This window comes from Pseudoalteromonas sp. SG44-8, assembly GCF_014164125.1.
Lineage (GTDB): Bacteria > Pseudomonadota > Gammaproteobacteria > Enterobacterales > Alteromonadaceae > Pseudoalteromonas > Pseudoalteromonas rhizosphaerae.
Map to the genome: position 1 here is coordinate 134,614 of NZ_JACJEQ010000001.1, position 14,316 is coordinate 148,929.

The following is a 14,316-nucleotide window of genomic DNA, read 5'->3' on the forward strand; positions in this document are numbered from 1 at the left end:
GTGGGAGAGTCTTTCAAGGTAAATAGATGTTAGGAGATCAAGCGCTGAAAATACATTATTCAGCGCTTAAAAATACTAAAGCTCGGTTAATTAAATAGGTATTTAAGTGTTAGTGACGTTGTACGGCCGTTAATAGTGCGGGCACGAATAATATTATTATCTGGGATAGAACCTTCTTCGGCTTCAGTAATACCGACTGTATCAAATAGGTTATTTACATTAAGCGCGATGCTAAGGTTTTCAGATAAATCGTAGCTTACAAAGCCATTTACTTGGGTGTAACCATCAAATTTAAGGTCGTTGTTGTCTTGAGCGTATGCATCGGTAGTACCAATAAAGCTTACACCAGCTGCACCTTTCTCGTAGCTATAACGCGCCATTAGTGAGTAAATTAAATCTGCTTGGCGTCGAGGCGTATTACCTTCTACTTCCGGTGTTAGTGCATCTTTAACGATTTCAGCATCGGTCCAGGTTAAGTTACCGCGAAAATCCCACGCATCGATGAAGTAAGTTGATTCAATCTCAATCCCTTTGGCTTCGTATTCACGGTCGAAAAAGGTTTGTGATGTAGCTTCAAAATTTTGCTCTTCAGTTTCTGCATAAAAAGCAGTTGCAAATACAGAGAAGGAATCAAAACGTTTTTTAACCCCAAACTCATATTGATTAACTTCATCTACAGCATCTTCTTTCGCAACAGAGCCATCTGCACGTACTTTACCAAATAAAAGTCGGTCAGCATTCGCTCGTCCGCCTTTACTGATACGAGCAAATGTTGCCAGACTTGGGTCAATTTGATAGTTAGCACCAATTGAATAAGATGTGTAGTTCCAGTCGTAGTTAACTGGGCTGGCATTAGTAATATCAATGCCTGCAACATTTTGTTCAGGAACGGATATTTCACCATCACGATTCATATCAACTGTAGAGGTTACTGCACCTGCGTAATTACCGCGAGCTTCGCCACTATCGTAACGGGCACTTGCATCAATACTTACATCGCCAAGTTTTGTAGAAAATGCAACGTACGGGGCGCGAGTGTCGTATTCTGTGTCGTAATCACGCTGACAACAGTTACCCCAAAAAGGTGTTCCGTATGCGTATAAACCATTTTCAGAAAACTCAGTACCATCGGCAGCTGTGACATTTAATAAGGCTGCGTTATCGCCCTTAAGCTCCATTAGATAAGAGTTCCATAACCACGACATGGCAATGTTTTGCGTTGATGCGTAGTAACCAAACGTAATGCTGGTGTCGTCATCGAGCGATTTAGTCAATTTAAAGTCGTTCACAATAGAGTCAAAGTCGTTCATTGTGACGTCAAACGTATGAATACGCATTGCTAAATTGTCTTTAAATGCAGCCCCAGTATTTGCATTGCTGAGTGTTGCACCTGCGCCGCCAATACTTTCTGCAATCGACGTTGCACTGCCTACTTCAGCAGGAATAAGTGAATTAAAGTTACCGCTTACAGATGATTTACGAAAACGGTTTTCGATACGCCAATCATTATCTAAGTCAAATACTGCTTCAAAGCCAATTGAGTCAACGTTAGGGTTCATACCGTCGCGAATATCGCCACTGCTAATTTGGTTTTCGCCGTTTAGACGCACTGTTTTTGTAAATAATGCCGAGTGTGGTGTATCCGATTGTGCGTCAAACCCAGGGATAGAATCGCCATTTGCATACATTGGCATCGGTAAGTAACCTACGCTTTTATCATCTAAATGCTTGTAATAAATTCGAACATAGCCGTTTTCAAAATCTTTGGTTAGGTTGGCTTTAATTTGCCCGCCTTTATTTGATGTGTAACCTGTTTCGCGTGGACCTTCACCTTGGCGAACAAAGCCACCGACATGAAAACGTACACTATCGCTTAGGTAAGTACCGTATTCAAAGTCTGTACGAACGCTATCGTAATCGAGGCCCAGAGTAGTTGATACGCTGCCTGATTCGTTTTCACCATTTTTAGAAATAAAGTTAATAATGCCACCAGGTGCATTACTTGCAGCCGTCGATGCTGAGCCGCCACGAATTGATTCGATTGTTTGTACGGTATTATCTAAGCGCATAAAAATATCAGCGTTACCAAAAGCGATATCACCGTATTGCAGTACAGGTAAACCGTCTTCTTGTAATTGTAAAAATTTCGCACCGCCAGATGCCACAGGTAAACCACGCACAGCAATGTTTGCGTTACCTTCACCACCGGTCGATTCTGCGCGAATACCCGGAATGATTCTAAACGCCTCAGCGGTTGAGCGAGGTGTAGACACTTCAACTTGTTCAAGCGACAAGCTACTGACTGATACGCTTGATGCCATAATCGTTGTACGACGTGGTACACCAGTTACAACGATTGTTTCAAGACCTTTGTTAGCTTGTACTTGAGAATTTTGATCTTGTTGTTGCGCATGTACGCCTTGGCTTACGGCAAGTGCTAATGCACTGATTAAATATAAAGGTGTGTTGTGTGTTGTCATGGTTACGCCTCGTTGTGTTGAACCCAATTGGATTTGTATTTTTACTTAATCGATTAAGTAAAAATAACAAATATTTTACAAGAAGCAAATTATTTTGTGCTTAATTTGCTCTTTTTTTATTCATTCATTGATTTATAAAGTATTTTTTATTGTCTTAGAATATAGGTTTACTCAGTTACAGGGTTATCTTGCTGTAAAGCCGTTGCTGATGGATCTTTAAAATAATTAAACAGCATAGCTAAAAATAAAATGACAGCAAAGCCCGTAGCTAAATAAAAACCGTAACGCACATGGCCAAAGTAATCGCTGATCATACCCATGAACAAGGGTGCTAAAGCCGCCGAAAGTGCGGTAAAAAATAATATCACGCCCGCCACAGCACCGTGCTGTTGCACTGCAAAGCAGGATATACCTTTAGAGTTTAAAGTCGGATAAACCATCGACATAAATAACCCCGAAAGCGGCAATAAACCCACAGCCCAATCAACGCCACCGAATAATGTACCGACATAACACAGCGCAATGCCTAAGCTTAAATAGGCCATAACACCTTGCCAGCTATAGCGGTTTAGTAACCATACGGCAATAAATCGCCCTGCGGCACGCAGTACAAAAAATATTGTCAATGCATAGGTTGCAAGTAGTGGCCAAGAGCCAGTGTAATCTTTTAACAGCGTAGGCATCCATACATAAATAGCAACCTCCGTGGCCACGTAAAGGGCAATTGCCAGAGAAAAACCTAGCGCATACGGATTTTTGATCATTTTCATAGTGGTGGCAAGCGAGGTGGGCTTCGCTGTGGTTTTTACAACGGCTGGGTAGTCTGCACGCCACGCTAGTAAAGCGAGAATTAAACACATTACACCTGCAATAATGTACAGGTAAGTCCAGCTTACATTTTGCACCAGTAAGACGCCTACTAGAGCTGGCCCTACAATGGCGCCTATGCCAAAAAAGCCTTCTACCTTATTCATCGTTTTAGTGTGATCTTCGTTACTATGTGAAATATCACCAAGTAACGCAAGCGCACCCGTTTTAAATAAACCAATGGCTAAGCCTATGCAGCAAAGTAGCAATAAAAAGAAGGTAAAGCTGGTGCTAAACGCAAACAAGAAACAGCTCGCCGAAAATATTAAAAGGCCTAGCATGATGGTTGTTTTACGCCCTAAACTGTCTGCTAAAAAACCTAAAAACAATCCACTAAAAGCAATTAGCGCCATAGGTGCATAATGGAACGCGCTTGCTTGGGTCATGCTTAAACCAAACTCTTTAATAAGTTCAGGTATGATCATGCCCACCGCATCAGAAGTCATGGCAAACATAAAAAACATCATATATGTAAGCCAGCGTATTTGTTGCAACGGATCGCTGCTTACGTGTGTGTGTGATTTTGTCATGTACTTTTTCCTCGTTAAATGCTCAGTTAACACTTAGTAAGTCAGTTAGTTACTTATTGTAGTATTACGTGAGCCACGATTTTTGTATGTAAAATTATTAAAAATTACTTGTAAATTCTTACTTGCTAGTTAAAGATATATCTTAATCGATTAAGTTTCAACATGGTAATCACACAATGATGAAGAATAAAGTTCAATTGATCACATATGCTGATCGAATCACTGGCCAAGATATCAACGCATTGACCGCACTTTTAAATGGTCCATTACACGGCGTGTTCGGAGGTGTCCACCTATTGCCATTCTACAATCCAATTGATGGTAGTGATGCAGGCTTTGACCCTATTGATCATAGTGCCGTGGATGAACGGATCGGTACTTGGCAAGACATTCAAGTGTTAGGAGCAGACTATGATCTGATGGCCGATTTGATTGTGAACCACGTATCGGCGCAATCCTTTCAGTTTCAGGATGTACTAGCAAAAGGTAAAGCATCACCGTTTTGGGATTTATTTTTAACTAAAGAAGATGTCTTTCCAAATGGTATGAGTGACGCCGAGCAAAAAGCGATTTATCGCCCGCGCCCTGGCAGTTGTTTTACTCCAATGCCATGTGGCGATGGTCAAACGTATGATTTTTGGACCACGTTTACCGATAATCAAATCGACATTAATGTTAAAGTTGCTGCGGGCGTTGCGTATTTAAATAATGTATTAACAAAGTTCTCTGCTAATAACGTTAATATTATTCGTTTAGATGCGGCGGGTTACGCGATTAAGCAAGCTGGCACAAACTGCTTTATGCTAGATGAAACGTTTGATTATTTAGATAAGTTATCGGCGCAAGCTAATGCATTGGGTATGGAAACAATTGCTGAAATTCACAGCCATTATCAAACTCAAGTTGACGTCGCAAAGCGGGTCAATATGGTTTATGACTTCGCATTACCACCATTGATTTTGCACAGCTTATTTACCAATAATAGTGATGCACTTGTAAAGTGGTTAAATATTTCACCACGTAACTGCCTAACGGTACTCGATACCCACGATGGCATTGGCATTATAGATGCGGGTCCAATGGGTGATAAGCCAGGATTATTAAATGCAGCGCAAATTGATAATCTAGTTGAAACTATTCATGCAAATAGCAATAACCAAAGCCGCCAAGCAACCGGGGCTGCTGCCAGTAATGTCGACTTGTACCAAGTAAATTGCACCTATTACAATGCGTTAGGCGCAAATGATTTTGACTACTTAGTTGCGCGCGCGATTCAATTTTTTGCACCCGGTGTACCACAAGTTTACTACGGTGGCTTATTCGCAGCTGAAAATGATATGGCGTTACTAGCAAAATCCAATGTAGGTCGTGATATTAATCGTCCATATTTAGATGCTGATATCATTGCGCAGTCTCTTGCAAAGCCTGTTGTACAGGGATTACTAAAATTAATTGAGATACGTAATACTCACAGTGCCTTTGCAGGTGAGTTTAGTGTTGAAGGTGATGACAATAGTTGTGCTTTAAAGTGGCTATTAAACGACAGTGAAATTGTCCTAAAAGTTAATTTTGCACGTCGCGAAGCGTTAATAATTGAACGCACTGGGAATGAGCAAATACTCACCTCACTAAATGATTTGTTAAACTAAGTTAAACCTTACAATCAGTCACTTATCAGCCACTATGACCTAACTGTAATTGGTAGTTGATAAGTGCTTTTTGCTCTTCTTTGCTAATAAATAAATTAGCTGCTAACGCTCCTTTTTCTTCACTATTTTGATGAATAGTTGTTAATGTTGGCATAGAGCGCTGCGCTTCATCAATGCCATCAAATCCAACAATTCGCAATTCTTGGGGTATTTTTATACCTATTTTAACTGCTTCGCGAATTGCCGCGAGGGCAATAAGATCACTCATACAAAGTAATACATTGGGTCTAGGTATGCAGTTGAGCGCCTCTTTTGCTGCGATGCTCGCATAACGTTCGCTACTTTCTGGAATATTCCAAGTTCTATCGTCACCTAAGGTAATGTTAACTTCGCTTAATGCTTTTTGATAACCTCGTAATCTTTGATGTGCAATTGATTGACCGGCTTCGCATTCATGGTGCTCATATACACGACACAATACATTTTCATCTAATAACCGCAGTCCCAATATAGCGACCTGATCAGCACTGCTTTTTAATACGTGTTTAGCCACTTCATAACTAGCTTGTTCGTTATCTATGTTTACAGAGGCATTACGATCAATATCAAAATCAACGGTAACCACATGTTTGGGTACAATTTTTAATTGATCTACAAGTGATTGATTGCGCGGACGACCATAACAAATAAAGCCATCAACAAAATCTAATACGCTGTTAAGGTTTTGACTATTTCCCGAAAATAATAATAAGTTAATATTGTTTTTTTCAAGGATAGAAGCCACACCACGCATAAAACTACTGGCCACAGGATCCGACACCATATACTCAATACTGTCAGGTAATACCAGCGCAACAATATTAAATTTACCACGGCGTAATGATTGCGCTGCTTTATTGGGTCCAAAATAGCCAAGCTCTTTACACGCCAATAAAATAGACTCGCGACGACTTTTTGATAGTTGATCTGGACGATTAAATGCATTTGAAACGGTGGCGTTAGAAACGCCTAATTCTTTGGCGATGCTTTTTAATGTCCAATGTTTTTTTTGGGTCATACGACTTCTCATGATAGTGAACGCGATTCACTAATAAATTACCATATTTCACGCTAAATCAAAGTGTTAATTATATTGTAGCGTGTATAGCAAGTTACGTAATTAGGTATTAGGAACAAGAATGAACTAGAAAGTGGTTGTTATTAATAATAAAGTACTGGCTTTTTTATATCTGCTAGCTTACTAACTCACACGTTACTGTTTGGGTGATTTTTCACAAAGTCGCCTTATCATTTATATCTTTACATATGTACCCTTTTTGATGATAAAGTACTGTTGTTTTCTATTTTGCTACAACTAATGAATTAAAAATTTTTTAGTTTTAGGCAAAGTATATTGTATGTAATGGCGATTATATGTTGCAAATTGCGTCCTCGATAACCCGTTCTGGATTGAAATAATAAAATTTATCAAAGGTAAATTATGAAAATGAATAGATTGATTTTGGCGTTACCGTTATTAGGAGCAAGCTCTATGGCGCTTGCTAATACGACCCATCAGCGCGTATTCAAGCCACAAGCTGCGATTGTTGAACGTGTGCATCATCATGGCGTTGAACACGGCCATAATGAAAAAGCACCAATAGCACAGCTGCAATCACAACCCCAAAAATTTAGTATGTTAATGATGCGTAGCCAAGCTGCAACAGTCAGCTGCGATTTAAATGCACTGGCTAATGCTAGTTCAACGAGCATTATTACTGAGCTTAAAAATCAAGGTAGTGGCTGTGTTAATGAACTATTTAGTGCATCAGCATCAACTCAGAGCCTAGTATTTAGTTCTGATAATATGTATGCGGTTGCTAATCATGCAAAGTCACTCTCACAGACTTATGCTGGCGGTGGTGACATTGAACTCGAGGCATTGTTCCTATATTTACGAGCTGGTTTTTATGCGGAATTTTACAACGACAACGTGAGCTTTAGCTCTTGGGTTACGCCTGCCGTAATTGATGCGATAGATGCTTTTGTAAACAACAGCCATTTTTATGACGATAATGACGGCCATGGTAAAACGCTTTCTGAAGTGATCATTACGATGGACAGCGCTGAACAGCAACATCGTTACTTGTATGTGGTGAAACAGTGGCTAACGCGTTTTAACGAAAGCTATGCTGCAAAATGGAATATACGCAGTGCGGTGAATGGTATTTTTACTTTGCTTTATCGCGGCCAGTGGAATGATGCATTTGTTACAGCTGTAGCTAGCGATACTGATTTAGTTACTAAGCTGAATGCATTTACCCAAAAGCAGTGGATGATTGACTCTGACGCACAATATTTAATTGTTAATGCAGCCAGTGAGCTTGCGCGCCTTAAGCAGTATTCCGACACTGCTATTCAAGCTACTGTTGATACTGGCTTAAAAGCGGTTTTTAGTACTTATAACAGCTTTGGCTATGGTGATGCAGTATGGCTTGCGGCGGCAGATTCTGTCAGTTATTACGCTGATTGTAATGACTATGGTATTTGTGGCTTTGTTGATGAACTTACTCAGCAAGCGCTTTCGCAAAATTATAGCTGTAGTAGCACTATTAAAATTCGCTCACAAAATATGACTGCAGCACAACATACAGCTGCATGTGCTGCAATGGGCGCAGAAGAAGGTTTATTTCACACTAAACTTGCCACCAATAACACCCCAGTTGCCGATGATAACAACAGTTTTTTACAAGTAAATATATTTGATAGCAGCGATGATTATAGTAAATACGCAGGTGCGATTTTTGGCATTAACACCAATAATGGCGGCATGTATTTAGAAGGTGACCCCGCAGTTGTGGGTAATCAAGCAAATTTTATTGCCTATGAGGCGAGCTACGCCAATGCTGAGCATTACGTGTGGAATCTAGAGCACGAATATGTGCATTACTTAGATGGTCGTTTTGACTTATATGGAAACTTTAATTCACCAACTGAAGATATCGTGTGGTGGTCAGAAGGCGTTGCAGAATATGTTGCTAATCTTGATAACAATGACGCCGCTAAAAATACCATCAGTGATGGTTCGCGTTATACCTTAGCGCAAGTATTTGCCACTAACTATGACGGTTTTGATCAAGACCGTATTTATCGCTGGGGTTACTTAGCTGTGCGCTTTATGTTCGAACGCCATTACAGTGAAATTAATGCCATGCTTGCAGATACACGCATTGGTAATTGGAGTGCTTATAAAGCGAAAACTGTGCAGTGGGCAAATAATTATGAAAACGAGTTTGTACAATGGTGTGATGACTTAGTTGCAGGTACAACCACTAATACGCCACCAATCGCATACATCAATGGACCTTATGCCGGTATGCAAAACAATGAGATCAATTTTACGAGCAATGGCAGTATTGACAGTGACGGCTCAATTGTTAGTTATCAGTGGAGCTTTGGTGATGGCAGTAGTTCTAATCAAGCAAACCCGGTGCATACTTATACAACATCAGGACAATATAGCGTATCGTTAACGGTTGTTGATAACCAAGGTGCCAGCCAAACCGCATCAACATTGGCTAGTATTGAAGAGGATAGCAGCGTTGGTAACGGCGAGTTGATAAACGCTCAACCAATGACTATTGCTGGCGAGCAAGATGAGCTGTTGTATTTCAGCTTTGATGTACCGCAAGGTGCCAGCGACTTAGTGTTTAGCTTAAGTGGTGGCACGGGCGATGCTGATTTATATGTGAGTTATGCTGCTACACCAACAATGGATAGTTATGATTGTCGTCCTTATGTCGGTGGTAATAGTGAACAATGTGTAATAAATCCTGCACAAGCAGGTGTTTATCAAGTAATGGTTCGTGGCTATAACATGTTTGATAATGTGCAATTAACTGCTTCATACACAGGAGCAAGCAGTAGTGTACCTGATGCATGTGCTACCCAAGGTAGTCGTAGCAATGGCCGTTTAAATGACGGTGAAGTGATTTGTTTGGGTAACAGCGATCCTATGTGGTTTAGTATTGCTGACGTTCAAAGTCAAAGTGGTGTGGCGATAACCACCGCTAATGGCAGTGGCGACATCAGCCTAAGTTATTCAAACAGCAGCTGGCCAAATGGCAGTAATGAACAGGCTCAGTCCAGTAATAGCGGCAATAGCGAATGTATTTATATTAGCGATCAAAGCCAATATTGGGGTTATTTAAAGGTGTCGGGCAATAGTACTGGTGCAAGTCTAGTGGTTGATTTTAATAGCCAAGGGTGTCGTTAAAATTATCATATTAAAAAAGTAAAGCACCTACAGCAAAGCCCATCTAGATGGGCTTTTTTAGTGTTGTAACTTAAGCGTTAAAGTGAGTTTAGATTGCTCGTTTATACACCGCGAGTGGATGCGAAGTACTTAACGATACGTGCACGCTATCGCCAGGGTATACCACGACTTCGTGGCTTACGCGGCTAGTAACCACTGTTTTACAGGCAAGCTCTACTGCACATAAACGACTCCCTCCTTCAAAGCGTACCCATACGACCACACCGTTGTTGCCGATCTCACCTTGTACTAGCATTACATCGTCGGGGCGAAGTAGGACATCCACCTCACCTTGTTGGCAATCTACGGCTAGAGCGGGCACATTGCCGATGGCTGTAGTTGCTTGATTATTCTCAAAAAAACCGCTAATGAAACTTGCTTCACCTAAAAAACGTGCAACAAAGCGATTGTTGGGCACACTAAAACAACGCTCAGGAGTATCAAGTTGCTGGATTTTTCCGGCCTTGAGCACACCCACACGATCGCCTATTGATAAAGCTTCTTCTTGATCATGAGTTACCCAAATTGCAGGCACGCCAGCTTTTTTCAGGGCATTTCGGATATCCCAGCGCAGCATATCTTTTAGTGCCGCATCAAGGTTTGAAAGCGGCTCATCAAGTAACACAAAGTCAGGTTGGTGGGCAAGGGTACGTGCTAGTGCAACTCGTTGTTTTTGACCGCCTGAAAGGGTGGCTGGCTTTTTATGACGAAAGTCATCAAGACCCAGAAGGGCTATCCAATGATCAGCAACGGCGGTATCTTTTAAACGAAAGCCAATGTTTTGCTCAACGGTTAAATGAGGGAATAACGCAAAGTCTTGAAATACCATACCTACGCTGCGTTTTTCAGGCGGCACAGTCAATTTGGGGGTAGCCTGCCATTTACCTAAGTTAATTTCACCTTCGCTAATAGGAATTAGTCCGGCGAGCGCTTGTAAAATTGTGCTTTTACCACAGCCCGTAGGGCCTACTAGCATGAGAATTTCACTTTCACCAAGCAACAAATTTAGGTCGCTTACTACACGGTTACTGCCATAATCTATAGACAACTGGCTTACAGATAGCATTTGTATTTAAATCCTCAATGTTCGAGTTGGTTACGTTTTTCGCCAGACATCATAATAGCTAAACCGCACGCAGAAATCAGTACTAACAATAACCCAGGGATAGCAGCACGACCAAAATAGCCCGCCTCATAAACACGCCATAAATAAGTCGATAGTGTTTCAAAACCAGTTGGGCCAAGTAATAAGGTTGCTTCTAATTCACGCATGGATTCTAAAAATACTAAAGCGGCACCGGCTATGATCCCACGCATTGTGAGTGGTAAAGTTATGCGGGTAAATGCTTCGCGCGGACTGGCGCCTAAGACCCGCGCAGATTTAACTAAACTTGGATCAAGGTGCTCAGTGCTAGTGCGCACAGAGCCTACCGCTAAGGGTAAAAAACGCAGCATATAGGCAATGATCAACAGCCCTAATGTTTGATATAAAAACGGCAATTGCAAACCACCGTAAACTAGCGCGGTGCCCATTACAATACCTGGAATACCAAAACCAAAGTAAGTAACACGCTCCATGATACGACCCGCTTTGCCGCTAAGTGCAGCATGGGCAACAGGGATAGCTACAATCACCGCAACCACTGCAGCAATGGCTGAGGCATACGCTGAATTCCACGCGATGCTAAAATCAAATGAGCTAAAGCCATCACGCGCTAACCACAGCGAAAATATCGCCAGAGGTAAGCCAATGGCTAATAATAAAATAGGCGCAAAAGTGGCAAACATAGCCGCTAGTTGCCACTTACTAGGAAACAAAATTAATGGCCGGCCATGGCGTTCGCTAGCCGTTTTAATTTGTGACTCAATCAACAGTAAAAAGCCCACAATCACCAACAACTGTAACGATAACATTGCCGCACGACTTAACTCAAAAGCATTGTACTCGACATAAATAACCCGGGTAAAGGTATCAAGGCGCATCATTGCAGGTGTGCCAAAGTCAGACAAAGTATACAGGGCGACCAATAACGAACCTGCGGCGATGCCATTTACTACACGGGGTAAAATGACTTTAAATACACTTTCGGTCATCGACATACCTAAGGTGCGGGCCGCATTAACCATGCTTGCATCAAGACTAAGTAAAGATGAGCGGGTAGTCATCATTACAAATGGAAATGTGTAAAGAGTCATGACAATAGCTGCGCCGCTGAGTCCATCCATCGATGGCAGTTCAATACCAAGTAGATTATGTATCTCTCCGCCGGAGCCAAAAGCCGCATAAAGCGTAAATGCACCAATGTAACTGGGAATGGCTAGAGGCGCGGCAAAAAACACCAGCCATACTTTTTTAAACGGTAAACGCACATAAGCGCTGATAAATGCTAACGGTACCCCGATTAAAATAGAACCAATGACCGTTAATACCATCAAGGACAAAGTATTGCCGAGAATACTTAAATTATGATTATCAAACAAAGAGCTGGCATCAGTGGCCAGCGTTATTAAAATAAAGATAGGAGATAAAACAATAAGCGCTGCAAGCAGCGCCATTGGGTAAGAAGCTGGTAGTCGCATTACAGTACGCCGCTATTTCGCATCAAAGCTATGGTTGGCCGAAGATCAGCTAACTGTGTTAAGTCCACTTTGGGTGGTGAAATATTGGCTAAAGATGGTAACCCTTCAGGTAGAGGGACACCATTTACCAGCGGAATTTCATAGGCTTCACGAGCCAAGTAACCTTGCACTTCGATGCTTAATAAATAGCGCATAAAGTGAGTGGCAAGAGGGTCGTCGTTCAATGCCAAAATACCTGATGCATTGACTAAACAGCCAGCATCTTGTTGGGTAAATGCTAAATCAAGTTTGGCATCTGGTTTGCCTGATTTTAAACGTAAGGTGTAATAGTGATTAGCAAAACCAATATCCACTTCACCACGTTCAACGGCCATTACTACACCCAACTCACCGGCATAGGTTTTAGCACGCTTCTTAATCTTTTTCAGCCATTTCGCTGTTTTATCGTCACCTTCGAGAATACGCATTGCCGTTACAAATGATTGAAACGATGCATACGCAGGTGCCCAGCCAATGCTTAAGTCACTATCAGCAATGTCCATAATACTGGTTGGAATTTGCTCTTTGGTCAAACGCGAAGTGTTATAGGGTATGGTGCGCACACGACCGGTGACAGGGGCCCAATCTTTATAGCGAAACTGTGGTTGCAACTGCGCTGATAGATCACTCGGAATAGGTTGTGCAAGGCCTGCATCTGAAACCAAGCCAATAGCGCCAGAATCAACAGCCCAAAACAAATCGGCTCTACGCACCCCTGCTTTTGCTTCAGCAACAATTGTATTGGCTAAAGCTGCTGTAGGACCACGACGAATGCCTAGTTTAAAGTTGGGGTTTCTGTCTTGAATTGCTTGTAGCACATTTTCATACAAACCACCTTCACCACGACCTAGGTATAAGGTCAGCTCACCTTCAAGTTTAGGTAAGTCATCAACAGAAACTGGGTTTGCTATGTTGGCAGCTAGTGCGCGAGAAAGAGGCAATGGTAATGCACCGATTGCCCCAAACGCAGCTAGGCCTTGTATAAAGGTCCTACGCTTCACTTAAAATACATCCTTACGTGCTTTTTCGGCTTTTTCGAGTAATACCTTGGCGCGGTCTAATTTAGTGTGCATGCTACTTACCACATCGCGTACTTCATCAACACTTTTGTTATCTGAAATTGCTTTTGGCAGTGTCACGTTAAAATCTTTTTCTAATATTTCAACAAGTTTGGCATCTTGTTCGATAAGTGTGCCTTCAACACCTTCAAATAGGTGAAGATAAGTATCGTGCACAATGCTGGTTGCTTCATCACTTAAGCGCTCTGCATATTTGGCAATGACACGATCAAGTTTATGTTTAATTTCATCAATTGTAGCACTTTGAGTCATGCTTGTGGTTGCAGTTGCTTTAACGTTTGCAAGCAAACCTTTTTGTTGAAATTGCGCCGCTAGTTTAACTGCGCCAAGACCTTGCCACAAGGCAGCATTCATCGCTTGTTGTTCTTTACGAGCTTCAGTCGCCGGCTTGTTATTATCAATGGCCATTTTTACGCCATAAATACCTTGCCAGATTGACGCATATACCGGCACAAAATTTGTTTCAATCGCGCTGTGAAACTTCACTGATTCCCAATACTCGATTAGGTCATCGCTTTTTACTGCTTTTACGCCTTTGCTTTCATAGTCGCTTACCATGGTATCGACTTTGCCGATCATCCATTCAACTTCTTCTGAGTAATCTTTGATATTTGCTTGTAAGTGATTTACATGTTCGCCAATAGGGCCATTAGCAAATGCAGGTTGCGCAACAAATGCTGATACTAAAAGAAGGCTCACACCTAAGGTGGTAGCTGATTTAAATACTGCTTTCATAATAGAGGATCCGAAAGGTAATTGTAAATGATAGCCATTATCATATCCATAAAAATGACTAAA

At 41.6% G+C, this 14,316-nt stretch carries 9 protein-coding genes; 2 read left to right on the forward strand and 7 right to left on the reverse strand.

The features are described 5' to 3' along the window. Nucleotides 1–86: 86 nt before the first annotated feature. Together H5163_RS00595 and H5163_RS00600 are read right to left on the reverse strand one after the other, a co-directional pair. On the reverse strand, nucleotides 87–2,480 hold the full coding sequence (locus H5163_RS00595; RefSeq protein ID WP_145234506.1) for a TonB-dependent receptor domain-containing protein: 2,394 nt from the start codon (nucleotides 2,478–2,480) through the stop codon (nucleotides 87–89). Nucleotides 2,481–2,647: 167 nt separating this feature from the next. Continuing rightward, nucleotides 2,648–3,877 (reverse strand): sugar MFS transporter, encoded by a 1,230-nt coding sequence (locus H5163_RS00600; RefSeq protein WP_149981806.1) that lies wholly within the window; start codon nucleotides 3,875–3,877, stop codon nucleotides 2,648–2,650. Between the two features lie 176 nt (nucleotides 3,878–4,053). Between H5163_RS00600 and gtfA the strand changes: the two genes are divergently transcribed. Continuing rightward, nucleotides 4,054–5,526, forward strand: coding sequence for a sucrose phosphorylase (gene gtfA / locus H5163_RS00605; RefSeq protein WP_145234502.1), 1,473 nt, complete (start codon nucleotides 4,054–4,056; stop codon nucleotides 5,524–5,526). Between the two features lie 25 nt (nucleotides 5,527–5,551). Here gtfA and H5163_RS00610 read toward each other — a convergent pair whose 3' ends face one another. After that, complete coding sequence (locus H5163_RS00610; protein ID WP_182733952.1) at nucleotides 5,552–6,583, reverse strand: LacI family DNA-binding transcriptional regulator; 1,032 nt, start codon at nucleotides 6,581–6,583, stop codon at nucleotides 5,552–5,554. A 423-nt stretch (nucleotides 6,584–7,006) separates the two neighbouring features. On the opposite strand from H5163_RS00610, the gene H5163_RS00615 reads away from it, so the two are divergent. Then, entirely contained in the window at nucleotides 7,007–9,781 is a 2,775-nt protein-coding gene (locus H5163_RS00615) for a collagenase (RefSeq protein ID WP_182733954.1), read from the forward strand. Between the two features lie 88 nt (nucleotides 9,782–9,869). Here the strand turns inward: H5163_RS00615 and H5163_RS00620 are convergent, their stop codons facing one another. From H5163_RS00620 to H5163_RS00635, 4 genes are read right to left on the reverse strand one after another with little or no spacing between them, the layout of a single operon-like run. Then, nucleotides 9,870–10,886 carry an ABC transporter ATP-binding protein gene (locus tag H5163_RS00620; RefSeq protein ID WP_149981802.1) on the reverse strand — a complete coding sequence of 339 codons (1,017 nt, stop codon included), beginning with the start codon at nucleotides 10,884–10,886 and terminating at the stop codon, nucleotides 9,870–9,872. A gap of 14 nt (nucleotides 10,887–10,900) precedes the next feature. Further along, a complete protein-coding gene (locus H5163_RS00625) occupies nucleotides 10,901–12,400 on the reverse strand; it encodes an iron ABC transporter permease (RefSeq protein ID WP_145234494.1) in 1,500 nt (499 codons plus the stop codon). Then, nucleotides 12,400–13,440, reverse strand: a complete 1,041-nt coding sequence (locus H5163_RS00630) for an extracellular solute-binding protein (RefSeq protein ID WP_145234493.1) — start codon at nucleotides 13,438–13,440, stop codon at nucleotides 12,400–12,402. Before H5163_RS00630 ends, H5163_RS00625 begins: the two co-directional genes overlap by 1 nt. Continuing rightward, the gene (locus tag H5163_RS00635; protein ID WP_145234491.1) at nucleotides 13,441–14,253 is read right to left on the reverse strand and encodes a hypothetical protein; all 813 of its coding nucleotides are present in this window, start codon (nucleotides 14,251–14,253) and stop codon (nucleotides 13,441–13,443) included. Nucleotides 14,254–14,316 lie beyond the last annotated feature (63 nt).